This is a genomic window from Pseudooceanicola sp. HF7 (assembly GCF_011806405.1).
GTDB lineage: Bacteria > Pseudomonadota > Alphaproteobacteria > Rhodobacterales > Rhodobacteraceae > Pseudooceanicola.
The window spans coordinates 12,562-27,768 of record NZ_JAATOW010000005.1 but is presented as its reverse complement, the minus strand read 5'-3'; the positions used below and the strand labels follow the sequence as shown (position 1 = coordinate 27,768).

Annotated in this window: 16 protein-coding genes; 10 read left to right on the top strand and 6 right to left on the bottom strand. The window is 66.3% G+C overall.

Features of this window, described 5'->3' with window-relative positions; genetic code table 11:
- The first annotated feature begins 9 nt into the window (after positions 1 to 9).
- The 5 genes from HCZ97_RS04100 to HCZ97_RS04080 are packed head-to-tail and all read left to right on the top strand — an operon-like array spanning position 10 to position 4,928.
- Positions 10 to 849, top strand: coding sequence for an ABC transporter permease (locus tag HCZ97_RS04100; protein WP_368484316.1), 840 nt, complete (start codon positions 10 to 12; stop codon positions 847 to 849).
- Positions 849 to 1,637 (top strand): ABC transporter permease, encoded by a 789-nt coding sequence (locus HCZ97_RS04095; RefSeq protein ID WP_217701721.1) that lies wholly within the window; start codon positions 849 to 851, stop codon positions 1,635 to 1,637. The genes HCZ97_RS04100 and HCZ97_RS04095 overlap by 1 nt, the downstream gene beginning before the upstream one ends.
- A 5-nt stretch (positions 1,638 to 1,642) precedes the next feature.
- Entirely contained in the window at positions 1,643 to 2,704 is a 1,062-nt protein-coding gene (locus HCZ97_RS04090) for an ABC transporter ATP-binding protein (RefSeq protein WP_167687408.1), read from the top strand.
- Positions 2,701 to 4,035, top strand: coding sequence for an amidohydrolase family protein (locus HCZ97_RS04085; protein WP_167687407.1), 1,335 nt, complete (start codon positions 2,701 to 2,703; stop codon positions 4,033 to 4,035). The genes HCZ97_RS04090 and HCZ97_RS04085 overlap by 4 nt, the downstream gene beginning before the upstream one ends.
- On the top strand, positions 4,032 to 4,928 hold the full coding sequence (locus HCZ97_RS04080) for a nucleoside hydrolase (RefSeq protein ID WP_167687406.1): 897 nt from the start codon (positions 4,032 to 4,034) through the stop codon (positions 4,926 to 4,928). Before HCZ97_RS04085 ends, HCZ97_RS04080 begins: the two co-directional genes overlap by 4 nt.
- A 33-nt stretch (positions 4,929 to 4,961) precedes the next feature.
- Here the strand turns inward: HCZ97_RS04080 and HCZ97_RS04075 are convergent, their stop codons facing one another.
- Positions 4,962 to 6,134, bottom strand: coding sequence for an amidohydrolase (locus HCZ97_RS04075; RefSeq protein ID WP_167687405.1), 1,173 nt, complete (start codon positions 6,132 to 6,134; stop codon positions 4,962 to 4,964).
- Positions 6,135 to 6,202: 68 nt separating this feature from the next.
- Between HCZ97_RS04075 and HCZ97_RS04070 the strand changes: the two genes are divergently transcribed.
- Positions 6,203 to 6,850: a phosphoribosyltransferase gene (locus HCZ97_RS04070; protein ID WP_167687404.1), complete on the top strand. Its 648-nt coding sequence runs from the start codon at positions 6,203 to 6,205 to the stop codon at positions 6,848 to 6,850.
- Between the two features lie 53 nt (positions 6,851 to 6,903).
- On the opposite strand, the gene HCZ97_RS04065 is transcribed toward HCZ97_RS04070, so the two are convergent.
- Together HCZ97_RS04065 and HCZ97_RS04060 are read right to left on the bottom strand one after the other, a co-directional pair.
- The gene (locus HCZ97_RS04065) at positions 6,904 to 7,581 is read right to left on the bottom strand and encodes an SDR family NAD(P)-dependent oxidoreductase (protein ID WP_167687403.1); all 678 of its coding nucleotides are present in this window, start codon (positions 7,579 to 7,581) and stop codon (positions 6,904 to 6,906) included.
- A gap of 26 nt (positions 7,582 to 7,607) precedes the next feature.
- A complete protein-coding gene (locus HCZ97_RS04060) occupies positions 7,608 to 8,279 on the bottom strand; it encodes an SDR family oxidoreductase (protein ID WP_167687402.1) in 672 nt (223 codons plus the stop codon).
- 255 nt (positions 8,280 to 8,534) lie between these two features.
- Between HCZ97_RS04060 and HCZ97_RS04055 the strand changes: the two genes are divergently transcribed.
- Both HCZ97_RS04055 and HCZ97_RS04050 read left to right on the top strand, forming a co-directional pair.
- The gene (locus HCZ97_RS04055; protein ID WP_167687401.1) at positions 8,535 to 9,407 is read left to right on the top strand and encodes an ABC transporter ATP-binding protein; all 873 of its coding nucleotides are present in this window, start codon (positions 8,535 to 8,537) and stop codon (positions 9,405 to 9,407) included.
- A complete protein-coding gene (locus HCZ97_RS04050; RefSeq protein ID WP_167687400.1) occupies positions 9,404 to 10,171 on the top strand; it encodes an ABC transporter permease in 768 nt (255 codons plus the stop codon). The genes HCZ97_RS04055 and HCZ97_RS04050 overlap by 4 nt, the downstream gene beginning before the upstream one ends.
- A 100-nt stretch (positions 10,172 to 10,271) precedes the next feature.
- On the opposite strand, the gene HCZ97_RS04045 is transcribed toward HCZ97_RS04050, so the two are convergent.
- Positions 10,272 to 11,462, bottom strand: coding sequence for an amidohydrolase (locus HCZ97_RS04045; protein WP_167687399.1), 1,191 nt, complete (start codon positions 11,460 to 11,462; stop codon positions 10,272 to 10,274).
- A 141-nt stretch (positions 11,463 to 11,603) separates the two neighbouring features.
- Between HCZ97_RS04045 and HCZ97_RS04040 the strand changes: the two genes are divergently transcribed.
- The gene (locus HCZ97_RS04040) at positions 11,604 to 12,596 is read left to right on the top strand and encodes an ABC transporter substrate-binding protein (protein WP_254871333.1); all 993 of its coding nucleotides are present in this window, start codon (positions 11,604 to 11,606) and stop codon (positions 12,594 to 12,596) included.
- Between the two features lie 22 nt (positions 12,597 to 12,618).
- Here HCZ97_RS04040 and HCZ97_RS20700 read toward each other — a convergent pair whose 3' ends face one another.
- On the bottom strand, positions 12,619 to 12,744 hold the full coding sequence (locus tag HCZ97_RS20700) for a hypothetical protein (protein WP_303048690.1): 126 nt from the start codon (positions 12,742 to 12,744) through the stop codon (positions 12,619 to 12,621).
- Between HCZ97_RS20700 and HCZ97_RS04035 the strand changes: the two genes are divergently transcribed.
- Positions 12,743 to 13,669: a dihydrodipicolinate synthase family protein gene (locus tag HCZ97_RS04035; RefSeq protein WP_167687398.1), complete on the top strand. Its 927-nt coding sequence runs from the start codon at positions 12,743 to 12,745 to the stop codon at positions 13,667 to 13,669. The genes HCZ97_RS20700 and HCZ97_RS04035 overlap by 2 nt on opposite strands.
- Before the next feature lie 74 nt (positions 13,670 to 13,743).
- Here HCZ97_RS04035 and HCZ97_RS04030 read toward each other — a convergent pair whose 3' ends face one another.
- Positions 13,744 to 15,198, bottom strand: coding sequence for an MFS transporter (locus tag HCZ97_RS04030; RefSeq protein ID WP_167687397.1), 1,455 nt, complete (start codon positions 15,196 to 15,198; stop codon positions 13,744 to 13,746).
- Between the last annotated feature and the right edge of the window lie 9 nt (positions 15,199 to 15,207).

The following is a 15,207-nucleotide window of genomic DNA, read 5'->3' as shown; positions in this document are numbered from 1 at the left end:
AACATCGTGGTGCCTTTCAGATCCTCCCCCCGCCTGCGCGCCTGGGCCTTATCCGCCCCGGCCATTTTGCTGGTGACCTGCTTCCTGCTGTTACCGGTGTTTTCCACCCTCGCCACGACCTTCGGCGATCCGGAAGGCCCCTTTGCCACCTATGCTGCCTACTTTGATTCCCGGCTGCGGATGCGCGTGCTTTGGCGCACCATGGAAGTGGCGGTGATCACCACCGTGATTTCCGTCATCATCGGGTTCCTGACCGCCTGGGTGGTCGCCAAGACGCCCGGCCGGCTGAAGAGCCTGCTGATCATCGCCGCGGTCTTCCCGCTGCTGACCGGCGTGGTGGTGCGCAGCTTTGCCTGGCTCATCATCCTGGGCAAGAACGGCATCCTGAACGATTTCCTGCTCTGGATCGGCGTGATCACGGAGCCGCTGTCGATGCTTTACACCGAAGGGTCGGTGATCGTGGCCATGGTCTACCTCTTCGTGCCGCTGATGATCCTGACCCTGGTGGGCGTGCTGGAAGGCATCCCGCAGGATATGACCGACGCGGCCGCATCGCTGGGCGCCAAGCCCGCGGCGGCCTTCCGCGAGGTGGTGCTGCCGATGGCGGTGCCGGGGCTGATCGTGGGCTCCGTGCTGGTCTTCACCGGCTCCTTCACATCCTATGCCACGCCGCAGCTGCTGGGCGGTGAGCGCCAGATGATGATGGGCACCTTCCTTTACCAGAACGCCATGGTGCGCTTCGACTGGGTCGCGGCCTCTACCGTGGCGGCGATCATGGTGGTCGTGACGCTGACCACCGTCCTCCTGATGTCCCGCGTGGCACGTAAACTGAACCCGGTGGCTGGCTGATGAACACCCGTACCCATCCCCTTCTTGTCGCCTTCGCGGTCCTGACCTTCCTGTTCCTGGTCGGTCCGCTGGTGATCATCATCGGCACCTCGCTGTCGGACACGGCCTTCCTGACCTTCCCGCCGGAAGGGCTGACGCTGCACTGGTACCAGAACATCTTCGAGATCTCGGCCTTCCGCCGCACGATCATGACCTCCTTCGCGCTGGCGGTCGGCGGCACCGCGATCTCCATGATGATCGGGGTTCCGGCGGCCTATGCGCTGGCCCGCTACCGGGTCGAGCTGCCCAAGTTCCTGGGCAATGTCTACGTGCTGCCCATCCTGATCCCTGAGATCGTGCTGGGCTTCTCGCTGATGAAATCCGTCGCCATCGGCGCCGGGCTTCCGATCATGACCTCCCTGCTGCTGGGCCACGCGCTGCTGGTGCTGCCCTATTGCGTGCGGGTTGTCGGGGCCTCCCTCAATGCCTTCGACTTCTCCATCGAGGACGCCGCCGTTTCCCTTGGCTGCCCGCGCTGGAAGGCCTTCTTCACCATCGTGCTGCCCAACGTCAAAGCGGGCATCATCGCCGGTTTCATCCTGGCCTTCATCACCTCTCTCAACGATGTCTCGGTGTCGATCTTCCTGACCGGTCCGGGCGTCTCGACCCTGCCGATCCAGCTGCTTGCCCACATGGAGCAGTTCTTCGATCCCACAATCGCCTCTGTTTCCGTCCTGCTGATGTTCGTGACCGTCGGGGTCATGGCGATCGTGGAACGGACCCTTGGCCTGACCTTCCTGACGAAATAGAGCCCATGACAGTTTCCCTTTCCCTCGATGCCATCACGGCCCACTACGGCACCACCAAGGTGCTTGAGGACCTTTCCCTGCATGTCGGCGAAGGCGAGCTTGTCTCGCTTCTAGGCGCGTCGGGCTGTGGCAAGACCACCACCCTGCGCCTTGTCGCCGGCTTCCTGGAGCCCACCGCGGGCACCATCATGCTGGGCGACCGGGACCTGACCCGCCTGCCCGCCCATTCGCGCGACATCGGGCTGGTGTTCCAGACCTATGCGCTGTTCCCGCACCTGAGCGTGCGCGACAACGTGGCCTTCGGGCTGAAGCAGCGCGGCATGGGCACGGCAGAGCGCCACAAGCGCGCCGATGACATGATCGAGCGCGTCGGCCTGGGCCACCTGGCGGATCGCTACCCGGCCAACCTGTCGGGCGGTCAGCGCCAGCGGGTCGCCCTGGCCCGTGCGCTGGTGATTGAGCCGCCGCTGCTGATGTTCGATGAACCGCTGTCCAACCTGGATGCCAAGCTGCGCGTCGACATGCGGGTGGAGATCCGCCGCCTGCAGCAGGCCAATGGCACCACCGCGCTTTACGTCACCCACGACCAGGAAGAGGCGTTTTCGATCTCTGACCGCGTGGCAATCATGAACGCGGGCCGCATCATGCAGCTGGACACGCCGGAGGTGCTGTATTCGCGCCCCGCGAACGCCTTTGTCGCCGATTTCGTTGGCTTCGAGAACATGATCCCCATGCGTGTCATTTCCGAAGCGGGCGATGCCGTGCGTGCGGAGATGGAGGGCGGCGCCACGCTGGACTTCCCCAAGGACAAGTTCACCGTGCCGGCACAGGATTTCGTCCTGGCCACGCGGCCCGAGGGGCTTGAAGTTTCGACCACCGACTGGGGCATCCCGGCCACCCTGGGCCTGCGCACCTACCTGGGCCGTGCCTACCAGTACCAATGCATGACCCCCGCGGGCGAGCTCAAGGCCAATGGCCCGCTCACCAACCCGCTGGAACCGGGGCTGCACGTGAACCTGGTGCCGCAGCCCGAGCAATGCTGCCTGCTGCCTGCGGAAACCGCATGAAGCTTCTGACCAATGCGCGGATCCTGACCATGGATCACGCGCTGCAGGAGATCGAGAGCGGCTGGCTTGCGCTGGAGGGCACCGGGATCGTCGCGCTTGGCGCGGATCCGGTGCCCGAGGCCTACCTGGCCCGGGCCGAGACGGTCGAGGACATGGGCGGGGACCTGATCATGCCGGGCATGGTCAACCCCCATTGCCACATGCCCATGACCCTGTTCCGGGGCCTGGGCGAGGACGTAGACGACCGTCTTTACCGCTACATCCTGCCGATGGAACGTGCGCTGGTGACAGCGGATGTGACAGAGGTGGGTGCACGGCTGGCCGCCCTTGAGATGATCCGCGGCGGGGTTACCTGCGTCGCGGACATGTATTATTTCGAGGATCGCATCGGCGCCGTGCTGGACCAGGCCGGGATGCGCGGTGTCATCGGCCAGACGCTGGCGGATTTCGACGCCCCCGATCACGGCAGCTGGGACGAGGGCTTTGCCCTGGTCGAGGCCCTGGCCGAGCGCTACGCCGATCACCCCCGCATCATGGCCGCCCCCGCGCCCCATGCGCCCTATTCCACCGGCGTTGCCCTGATGGGTCGCGTGGCGGAGTGGTCAGAGGCGCATATGGGCGTGCCGATCCAGATGCACCTGGCAGAGACCACGGCAGAGCTGGACTGGGCCGCGGCTCAGGGGTCCTCTACCGTGGAGCTGACCGATCGCGCCGGGTTGCTGCGCCCGGAGCTGGTCGCGGCCCATGTCATGTACCCCAGCGAAAGCGACATGGACCTGATGGCCGAGCGCGGCGTGAAGGTCAGCCACAACGCGCGCTCCAACGGCAAGGCGGGGCGCGGCATCGCGCCGGTGACCGCGCTGCGGGCTCGCGGCATCCCGGTTGGGCTGGCCACGGATGGGCCGATGTCCGGCAATACGCTGGACCTGTTCAGCCAGTTCGCCCCGGCCACCATGTTCCAGAAGATCGCCTCTGGCACGCGCAAGGCCCTGCCCTGCGTGGACGTGATCCGCATGGCCACCATCGAGGGCGCGGCCACCCTGGGCCTGTCCCATCGCACCGGGTCGCTGGAACCGGGCAAGGAGGCGGACCTGATCCGCATTTCGCTGTCCGATCCCCGGCTGCATCCCATTTACGACATCTACTCCATGCTTACCTTCGCCACGCTGCCTTCCGATGTCACGGCCACCATGGTCGCCGGAGAGTGGCTGATGACGGACCGAACCTGCCTGCGGCTGGATGCCGAGAAGGCGCTGGCGGATGCGCTGCAGGTCGCGTCCCGTTTCAAGGCGAAGATCGTGGAGATCGACCGCAAGGCACTTTCCGAATGATCCACGCCATCATCGACACCGATCCCGGCATCGACGACGCCATCGCCATCCTTTACGCCCTGCGCCACCCGGATCTGCAGATCGCGGCCATGACCACCGTGGCGGGCAATATCGGGCTGGAGGTGACCACCCGCAACGCCGGCTCCATCGCCACGCTGGCCGGGGTGGAGACCCCGGTGCATGCCGGCGCCGCCGCCCCGCTGGACCGCGAGAACCAGCCCGAGCTTGCCATTCATGGCGACGACGGGCTGGGCGGCGTGGTCCTGCCCGATCCTGCCCGCGAGGTGGACTCGCGCGATGCCTGCGCGGCCATGGCGGCGATCCTGGACGGGGCGGAGCCGGGCAGCATCGACCTGTTTTGCCTGGGCCCGCTGACAAACCTGGCGCTGCTGCTGGAACGCTTCCCGCAAAGCGCCATGCGCCTGCGCAGGGTTATCGCCATGGGCGGCGCGCTGGAGGAGCCGGGCAACATGGCCTCTGGTGCGGAGTTCAACTTTGGCCATGACCCGGAGGCGCTTGTTCGGGTGCTGGACTCCGATCTGGCGCTGACCTTCATCCCGCTGGATGCCACGCGCCAGTTGCGCGCGGGGCCCGATTACCTGGCCGATCTGCGCGCCATGGGCACGCCCGCCGCGGTGACCTGCGCGGATCTGATCGCGGCCTATTTCACCAGTGGCGCCCCTGACGCGCCGGCGCGCGAAAGCCGCCCGCTGCATGATCCCTGCGTGCCGCTCTTTGCCATCCGGCCGGAGCTGTTCCGGGTCACCATGCGCTCTGTCGAGGCCTGTCCGCACAGCGGCTGCCTGCACCCCGGCCCGCGCGAGATCCGGGTCGTCATGGGGCTGGATGCCCCCGCCCTGCGCGCAGAGCTGCGCCGGGGGCTGGCCTTGTGAGGGCCAGCCTTTGAGGGTCAGCCAGCCAGGGGCCTAGCGGCCCAGTTCCTCTTCCACCACGGCGCACCACCAGGCGACGCCGTGGGGGATGCAGGCATCGTTGAAATCGTAGTTCACGTTGTGATGCTGGCCGTTCTCGCGCATCTCGCCCATGCCGAGCCAGACATAGGCGCCGGGCACCCGCGTGCCGAATTCGGAGAAATCATCCCCCGCCGTGGAGGGCGGGAAAGCCGAGCGCATGTGCTCTGTCCCAAGGGCGCGGGTGGCGGCCCGCTGCGCCAGGGCGGTGGGGACAGGATCGTTCACCACCGGGGCGATGCGGCGGGTGAAGACATAATCGACCTCGATCCCGTAGCCGGCGGCGACGCCGCGCGCATGGCGGCCGATCGCCTCTTCCAGCTGGTCGCGCACGGAAAGCGAATAGGCCCGCGCGGTGCCGCCGATGCGCACCGCGTCCGGGATCACGTTGAGGGCGTTGAAATCCCCGGCCTCAAGCGCGCAGGCAGAGATCACGGCTGGTTCCAGCGGATCGACCTCACGCGCGACGATGCCATGGACTTGGGCCAGGAAGACCCCCGCCGCCGTCACCGCGTCCCGGCCCTGGTGCGGTTTCGCCCCGTGAGAGCCCACGCCGCGGAAGGTGACCTGCCAGCTGTCCGAACTAGCCAGCTGCGGGCCTTCGACGGCGGCCACCACGCCCAGCTCAAGCCCTGGCATGTTGTGCAGCCCATAGGCCGCATCCACCGGGAACTGATCGAAGAAGCCGTCCGCGACCATGGCCTTGCCACCCCCGCGCCCCTCTTCGGCGGGCTGGAAGACGAAATGCACCGTGCCGGAGAAATCGCGCCCCGCCAGCTCTTCGGCGGCACCAAGCAACATGGTGGTATGGCCGTCATGGCCGCAGGCATGCATCCGCCCCGGCGAAGTTGAGGCATACTCCAGCCCCGTCGCCTCTGTCATGGCCAGCGCATCCATGTCCGCACGCAGCAGGATCGCGCGGTTGCCATCGCCCTTGCGCAGGGTGCCGACAACGCCGGTGCCGCCCAGACCGCGCGTCACCTCGATCCCGGCCGCTTCAAGCCGCGCGGCGACGATATCCGCGGTGCGGTGCTCTTCGAAGCCAAGCTCTGGATGCGCGTGAAGATCGCGCCGCATCTGCGTGAGATCGGCGAGTTTTCCGGGCGCGATGAGGCTATCGTCTTTCATGTTCGGCGGCTCCTGCGTATTTTGTGCGAACCTACGCCGCCGGGCGCGGGACGCAAGAGAGGAACGCCATGAGAACCGATGTCTGGCAGCAGCTGCACGACGATCTGACCCCCGGGGTCCAGCCTGACCAGGAAAGCTATGCCGCCCCGCTGGGCGGGCAGACGCTGCTGCTGCCGATCCGCACCCTGCCCGATGGCAAGCGCGGCGTGGCCTCCATGATCCTGAACCAGGCAAGCTTTGGCGTTCTGGATGCGCTGTCGGACGTGGTGGCGGAGAAGCTGCGTGCCCATGCGCCGGATGTGATCGTTTCCGTGCCCACCCTGGGCATGCCCCTGGCCGAGGCCGTGGCCCGCCGGCTGGACCACAGCCGCAAGGTGCCGCTGGGGACCAGTCGCAAGTTCTGGTACGACGAGGCGCTGTCCGTGCCGCTGTCCTCCATCACCACGCCGGGCCTGGGCAAGCGGCTGTACCTGGATCCCCGGATGCTGCCGCTGCTGAAAGGCCGGGTGGCGGTGATCGACGACGTGCTGTCGACGGGATCCTCCATGGCGGCGGTGCTGGAGCTGCTGGCGCTGGTCGATGTCACCCCGGTGGCGATCGGCGCGGCGATGCTGCAGGGAACGGCCTGGCAGGAGCGCATCACCGGCTGCCCCGTCGAAGGCGCCTTCCGCACGCCGATCCTGATCAAGACGGAGAGCGGCTGGCAGGAAAGCTGAGGCCCGCCCGAAGGCGGGCAGTCATGCGCCGGTACGCCGGCCTGTGATCGGCCTCAGGCCGGTTGGTCCATGTGCCAGAGGAACTGGCCCGATTGCGCGGGCTCTGCGGCGTCGATCAGCCCGATCATGCCGCGCACGGCCTGGTCAACGTCAAGATCGCCCTGCCAATCGGTCATGCGGGTCTTCACCCGACCGGGGCGCAGGGTCAGACAGGTCGCGCCCCAATCCTTCCACTCCACGGCCAAGTTGCGCCACATCTGGTTCAGCGCCGCCTTTGAGGCGCGATAGGCGAACTGGCGCGGCACGTCGTAGCGACCGGTCTGGCTGGCAAGGCTGGAGATGCCGACAAGGGTCTTTGCCCTGCCCGCCTTCAGGTTCTCTTCCAGCAGGGCGGCCAGGTGCAGCGGCGCCCAGGTGTTCACCAGCATCGTCCGCTCGAAGCTGTCGGCGGTCACCTTTTCCGGGGCGCTGGTCGTTTCCTCGCTGATCCCGGCGTTCAGGATTGCCACGTCAATGGGCCGGCCCCTGAGCCGCTGGGCGAGATCGGCAGCGGTCCTGTCCTGAAGCGCGTCATAGCGCAGCTCTGTCACGTCAGGCCCAAGCGCGGCGAAATCGCCCGGATTGAAGGGGGTGCGGTTGGCCGCGATCACGGCCCAGCCGCGCGCGCCATACTGGCGGGCAAATTCCAGCCCGATGCCGCTGTTGGCGCCGGTGACAAGTACTGTCGGCATTATCTGGTCTCCTTTTTCACCGGGGGTCACCAGGGCACGTCCAGGCCGTCATAGCCGATGATCCGGCCCGCATCGGACAGGCTGAGCCCTTCGACCACGGCCTTCATGCCGGCCACGGAGTCCTGCACCTGCAGGCCGACGCCATTGGTCATGTCCGTCGCCACCATGCCGGGGCGCAGCAGCGTGCAGGTGATCCCCTCTGGTGCCCATTCGGCGGCCAGCGCGGACCAGGTGGCATTCAGCGCGGTTTTCGAGGCGCGGTAGCTGTATTGCGTGCCCCAGTCATTGGCAGAGACCGAGGACATGAGGCTGGACATGGCACAGCAAAGCCGCAGCTGCCCGGCCAGCAGGTTCGGCTTGAGCGCGCGGGCCAGGGCCAGGGGGGCGAAGGTATTGGTGCGGATCACCTTGAGGAATTCCGCCCGCGTGACATCTGCGGCGCTGGCTTGCAGGTTGAGGGCGATGCCGGCATTGGCGATCAGCACGTCGATTGGCCGCCCGTCGAGCGCCTTTACCAGCACGTCGATGGCCTGTGGATCGGTGACCTCAAGCGGCACGACCTGCGCGACCTTGGCCAGCTCTGTCGCGCTGTCGGGATTGCGGGCGGTTCCGATCACCTCCCATCCGGCGGCGGCGAACTGGCGCGCCAGCTCCAGCCCGATTCCCCGGTTGGCCCCGGTTATCAGCATTGATGGCATGGGATCCCCTTCCCTGTGATTATGGTGTGCATTTGGTACACCATCGAAATGCCCCGCGGCAATTTCGCGGGTGAATTTGGGGAGATCGGGGCGAAAGCGGCGCTCAATTATTGGCATTTGCGCTCACTATTTCGGCAGCGAGAGGCTTCTTTCCGGGGACGCGCGGCTTTGCGCTGGCAATTGGTACTCCTACGGTATGCCATGTTGTCGAGGGGTGCCCGCACCCCGCAGGACAAGACCAAAGTGAGCCACGACATGACCCAAGCCCCCCTGCGCGACCCGGCGCTGACCCTGGTCGCGCGCGCCACGCCGCCCGCGCCAAAGCCCTCTGCGGAGCGCAAGGAACCGATCATCGAGCTGTCCCATGCCGGTGTCACCTTCGAGACCCGCAAAGGCGAGGCGCTGACCGCGCTGGAGGATCTGAACCTGACGATCTACCGCGAGGAGATCGTCTCTCTCGTCGGGCCGTCGGGCTGCGGGAAATCCACGGCGCTGCGTATCCTGGCCGGGCTTCAACCGCTGAGCTCGGGGGATTTCTGGATCGGTGGCGGCAAGACGCGGCAGGGCTTTTCGGAGGTGGCGATCGTGTTCCAGCGCCCCACGCTGCTGCCCTGGCGCAACGTGCTGGACAACGTGCTTTATCCCGCCCGCGTGCTGCGTGGCCGCGCGACGAAAGAGGACAAGGCGCGCGCCCTTGAGCTGCTGGAGCTTGTCGGGCTGGCGGAGATGGCCAAGCGGATGCCGCATGAGCTGTCGGGGGGCATGCAGCAGCGGGCCTCCATCGCGCGTAGCCTGATCCTGGATCCCAAGATCCTGCTGATGGATGAACCCTTCGGCGCGCTGGATGCGCTGACGCGGGAGGATCTGCAACTGGACCTGCTGGAGATCCACGCGCGCACCAAGAAGACCATCCTGCTGGTCACGCATTCGATTTCCGAAGCGGTGCTGCTGTCTGACCGGGTGGCGGTGATGTCCGCGCGCCCCGGGCGGCTGCAGGACCTGATCGAGGTCGACATCCCGAAGCCGCGGGGGCCCGAAAGCGGCGCCCTGCCCGCCTTCCACGAGTATTCCCGGCGGATCCGCGATGACATCTTCGGGCCGCGCAAGCGCCGGGAGGTCCAGGCATGAGCCCCGCTGTCCGCAAGGTCGTCCTGCCCGTCGCCACCTTCGTCACCTTCATCGCGCTCTGGCAGCTGGCCTCTGTCACCTTCGAGATCCCGGTCTACCTGATGCCCGCGCCCTCTGACATCTGGGGCGGCGGCCAGGGGCTGGGGCTTGTGCTGTTCGACCATGCCCTGCAGACGCTGAATACCATCGTGCTGGGCTTCTTCTGCGCCTGCTGCGTGGGCATTCCGCTGGGCGTGCTGGTATCGGTCAACCGCACCATTTCAGAGATGTTCTATCCACTGATCGTCTTCTTCAATGCCATCCCGATCATCGCCATCGCGCCGATCCTGGTGGTGATCTTCGGCACGGATGAGACCACGCGGCTGATCATCGTCACCCTGACCTGCTTCTTCCCGATCATGGTCGCCACCGCATCGGGCATGATGGACACGCCGTCAGAGATGCTGGACCTGGCGCGGGTTGCCGGGGCCTCGACCATGGTGGAGATCCTGACCGTGCGCCTGCCCCATGCGGTGTCCTTCATCTTCTCCGGTCTGCGCATCGGCGTGACGGTGGCGGTCATCGGCGCGGTGGTGGCGGAATTCGTCAACGCCAACAAGGGGCTGGGCTATCTTGTGACCTCTTCCACGGCGCAGTTCGCGATCCCCACGGCCACCGCCTGCGTGGTGATGCTGGCGCTGATCTCGGTGCTTTTGTACCAGGCGGTGAACTGGATTCATCGCGGCTTTTTCGCCTGGTCGATCAAGACCGACGCGGGCGATTGAGCGCAGACGAAGCGCGGAACGACCAAGGGCCGGTGTCTCCGCCGGCCCTTTCGTTTGGTGCTGGCGCCCCCGATTGGGACGCTCCGGAAGGCGCGGCAGGTCAGGCCGCCGCCCCATCCCCAAGCTCCTGGTTCACGACGGAGACCCAGTAGGCGGTGCCCCAGGGGATGATCTCGTCATTGAAGTCGTAATCGGGCCTGTGGTTGTTCTTCCACTCCGGGCCGTCGCCATTGCCCATCATCACGTTGCAGCTCGGGCGCGCGATTGCCATGTAGGCGAAATCATCGGCGGCATTGATGGGCGGGCTGTTGCCATCCACGTTCTCTGCCCCGGCAAGTGCGGTGGCGGCAGCGACCGCGATGGCGGTCTGATCGGCGGCATTGACCAGCGGCGGGTAGCCTTCGTCATAGACCAGCTCGGCGCTAGCCAAGCACATGGCGGCCGCGCTATCGGCCACCTCCCTGAGGCGTTTCTGAAGCAGGGCGCGGATGTCGAAGTTGTGGCAGCGGGCCGTCCCGGTGACCACGATCCGGGCGGGCATGACGTTGTGGCTTGTCCCCGCCTCGATGATGCCGATGGTCAGCACGGCGCTTTCCTGGGCCACGATGTTGCGTGCGACGATCCCCTGGATGCCCAGGATGAAATGCGCCAGCGCCGTCATCAGGTCGACCGACTTTTCCGGCGCGCCGGCATGGCCGCCGGTGCCGTTGAAGGTCACCTGCCACTGGTCCGCGCAGGCCAGCTGGCCGCCGACCCGGGTGATGAAGCTGCCCACCGGCAGGCCCGGCTTGTTGTGCAGCGAATAGACCGCGTCGCAGGGGAACTGGTCAAAGAGCCCCTCCTCGATCATCCTCTGACCGCCCGCGCCGCCCTCTTCCGCGGGCTGGAAGATGCAATGCACCGTGCCGCCGAAATCGGGGTTCTCTTTCAGGTAGCGCGCCGCATTCAGCAGCATGGTGGTATGCCCGTCATGCCCGCAGCCGTGGAACTTGCCCGGAATGGTCGATTTATGGGCAAAGTCATTGGTCTCTGTCATGTTGAGCGCATCCATGTCGGCACGCAGCCCGACGGAGCGATTGCCCGGACGATTGCCCCTGATCACCGCGACAACGCCGGTGCCGGCCAGGCCCTGGTGGGCTTCGATCCCCCACTCTTTTAGCTTCTGCATCACGATGGCAGAGGTGCGGTGTTCCTCATAGCTGGTCTCGGGATGCATGTGGATGTCCCGACGCAGGGCGACCATTTCATCCTGATGCGCCGAGACTGCCGCAAACACCTTTTCCATCTGCATGTTTTTTCCTCTCTGCTGTGCTTCGCCGTTCCCAAACAGGCCCTTTGGAAGGTCGGACGGCGATAATCTGTGGACCGGAGGCTATGGGTATTCTAGTGGTATGCCAACAACAAACCACAAGACCGACAGGAGAATCCGACCATGACTTTCCCCCTGCCCAAAGTTGGCACAGGCGCTGCCCCTGCTCTTGCCCTTGGCCTATCGCTTGCCGGGCCGGCCATGGCCGCGGATCCCGTTGCCTTCCAGCTGGACTGGACCCCGGGCGGGATCTCTGCCGCCTATTACCTGGGGCTCGATGAGGGCTGCTTTGCCGATCAGGACATCGATATCACGATCTCTCGCGGGTATGGCGCGGCGGATGCGGTGACAAAGGTCGCCACCGGGGTTGCGGATTTCTCTGTCACCGATCTTGGCACGCTGATCAGCTCCGTTTCCGAGACCGATGCCCCGGTCAAGGCGATCATGCCGATCGTGTCGCAGAACCCCTCTTCCGTGGCGGTGCTGTCGGACAGCCCGATCCAGTCCCTGACCGACCTGGAGGGGCATACCGTGGGCTCTTCGGTGGGCAATTCGGCCATGACCTTCCTGCCGCTGGGTGTGGAGATGGCCGGAGCCGATTACGACAAGATCGAGAAGACCACGGCGGATTATTCGGCGCTGAACGGGCTGCTGTTGCAGGGCAAGATCGATGCGCTGGCCTCTTACGTGACGTCCGTCGTGGGGCTGAACGCGGTGGCAGAAGGGGTCGGGAAATCGGTGCGCGCGGTCTATTACGGCGACACGCTGGACATCTACAACGCCTCCATCTTCACCTCTGACAAGATGATCGCGACCAATCCCGACCTGGTCGCCCGCTTTGCCGCGGCGGTGCAATGCACCTATGACGCCGCCCAGGCCGATCCCGAGGCCGCCGTGGATGCCATCGTGGCCCATGTGGACGGGATGCAGCGCCCGGCGCAGGCGCAGATGGTGCCGAACTCGCTTTCCTTTGCCTTTGACAACGATGTCTTCGCCAGCAACGGATATGTCTTCGACATGGAGCGCGTGGCGCATAACATCGCGGTGGTGAACAAGGTCACGCCGCTGTCCAAGGATCTGGAGCCGGCGGACGTGGTCTACGTTCCCGCGGACTGAGGTCGACTGACCTGGGTTCGGTTTACTCTGGCCCACCGCGTCGACGGATCGGGCCTGCCGGGCCGGTGACGGCCGGACCGGAGATATCAAAGACCGGCGTCGCCCGTCCCGGCGGCGCCTCAACGCACAGGAAAGACTTCGCAGCCATGCCCCTGATTTCTTCAAGCACCAAAGGCGTCTTCGTCATCGCCGTCACGCCCTTTACCCCGGATGGCGATATCGACTGGCCCAGCCTGGACCGCGTGATCGATTTCTACATGGAGGCCGGGGCAGACGGTCTGACCATCCTTGGCATGATGGGGGAAGCGCCCAAGCTGACCCCAACAGAGGCGCTGGAGATCACCCGCGCGACGCTGAAGCGGATGGCGGGGCGCCCCGTGATCGTGGGTGTTTCGGCCCCCGGGCTGGCGGCGATCCGCGATCTGACCGCCGCGGTCATGGATGAAGGCGCCTCCGGGGTGCTGGTGGCCCCGCCGGGATCGCTGACCACGAACGAGACGATCCGCGCCTATTACGGCAATGTCATCGACACGATCGGCACCGACGTGCCCGTCTGCCTGCAGGATTTCCCGCTGGCCACGGGGGTGAACATCTCTGTCCCGACGATGAACCAGATCTTCAATGACCACCCCTCCATCGTGATGCTGAAGCACGAGGACTGGCCGGGGCTGGAAAAGATCACCGCCATCCGCAAGGCAGAGGCGGCGGGCCAGGTGCGGCGGTCGATCTTCGTGGCCAACGCCGGGCTGTTCCTGGCCGAGGAAATGCGGCGCGGCGCCGATGGGTCGATGACGGGTTTTGCTTATCCCGAGATGCTGGCGCAGGTGGTCAAGCTGTCCGAGGCGGGCGACTATGACCGCGCGCAGGACCTGTTCGATGCCTACCTGCCGCTGGTGCGCTACGAGGCGCAGCCGGGTCTTGGGCTGGCGGTGCGCAAGTACGTGCTGGCCAAACGCGGGGCGATTGCCAGCCCGGCGATGCGCAAGCCGGGGGCCAGCCTGTCCCCGGAGGCCATGGCAGAGGTCGATTTCCTGATGGGACGGCTGGAGAAGCGCCTGGCCGAACTGGGCTGAGGCGCCGCTGGTAGTGTCTGATAATGCGAAAGGCCGGGCGCTCTGCCCGGCCTTTGTCGTTTAGATCCCGCATCTTAGCGGCGAGCCCGCCCGAAGCCTTCAAGCTTGCGGTTGGGCAGGCAGGACAGGCCGAGGAAGGCCACCATCATGATCCCGGCAGCCGCGGCCCCCAGGCTCCAGATCGGGAGGGGGTCATCGGGCAGGATGTCCACGGCCAGCCCCGATCCCACGGCCATCATCCCGATGATGGACACGCCCACCGTGCCCCCCATGGAACGCAGGAAGGACAGCACGCCGATGGCCGACCCCATCTGCACGGGTTCTGCGGCGTTCTGCACCACCAGAGGGAAGATCGGAAAGAGCAGCCCGATGCAAAGCCCCATGATCCACATCGGCAGCAGAAGCGCGCCCAGCGTGGGTTGCCCGGCCATGATCCAGGTCAGGGCCAGCCCGCTGATCGCCGCGCCAAGGGCGGACCCGACCATGAGCGGCTTGTAGGAAGGGTAGAAGCGCAGGATCTGCGGCGGGATATAGGCCCCAACCAACCCGCCGGAGATCATCGCCAGCAGGGTCATGCCGGCCTCGCTTGCGCTCAGCCCGTGGAACTTCTGGAAATAGAGCGGCAGGTAAACCGCCAGCCCGATGTTGGCCCCGCCGCAGCAGGCCAGCCCGAGGGAGGCCAGAAGGATGGAGCGGTTGGTCAGCACCTTGACCGGGATCAGCGGATCCTTTGCACGCAGCATCCGCCAGGCGAAGAGACCCCAGAACAGCGCGCTGAGCGCGCCCAGGACGGGCACGGGCAGCAGCGGGCCAGCGGCCTCTGCCCCGGCTTCGCCGCCGGTGAAGATCAGCAAAAGCGGCACGGAGGCGCAGAGCAGCAGGAAGGCCCCGGTCCAGTCGATCTGACGCCCGCGTGAGGCCGCGCGCGGGGCCAGCGCCGTCTGCACCCCGTACCACACCAGCAGGCAGGCCGGCAGGTTGATCCAGAAGACCCACCGCCAGCTCATGTATTCCGCCAGCGCGCCACCCGCGAGCGGCCCGGCCAGCCCCGCCACCGCGTAGATGGTGGAGATGAAGGCGCTGAAAAGCGGTCGGCGGCTCATTGGCACGCGGTCCGCGACGATGATGAAGGGGATGGAGACAAGGCCCCCCGCGCCCGCGCCCTGCAAGAGGCGCGCCAGCACCAGAAGCCAGAGCGAGGGGGCCAGCGCGCAGGCGATGGAGCCACCCAGGAAGAGCACGTTGGCCAGCAGCAGCGCAAAGCGCCGCCCCTGGATATCGGCCACCGCGCCATAGAGCGGCGCGGCCACCATGGCGACCAGCAGGAAGCCCGTGGGTACCCAGGCCAGCAGCGCGCCGCCGCCGAATTCCGCCAGGATATCGGCGAGCACCGGCCCGACGATGGTCTGGTCGAGCGCGGCCATGAAGAGCGCCAGCATCGAGGCCGCCAGCAGGCGCGGCGTTCCGCGATCAAGAAAGGGAAAACGGGATCTGACCGCCGGACGGGCGGTCTCTGTCGTTTCTGACATGGGATTTCC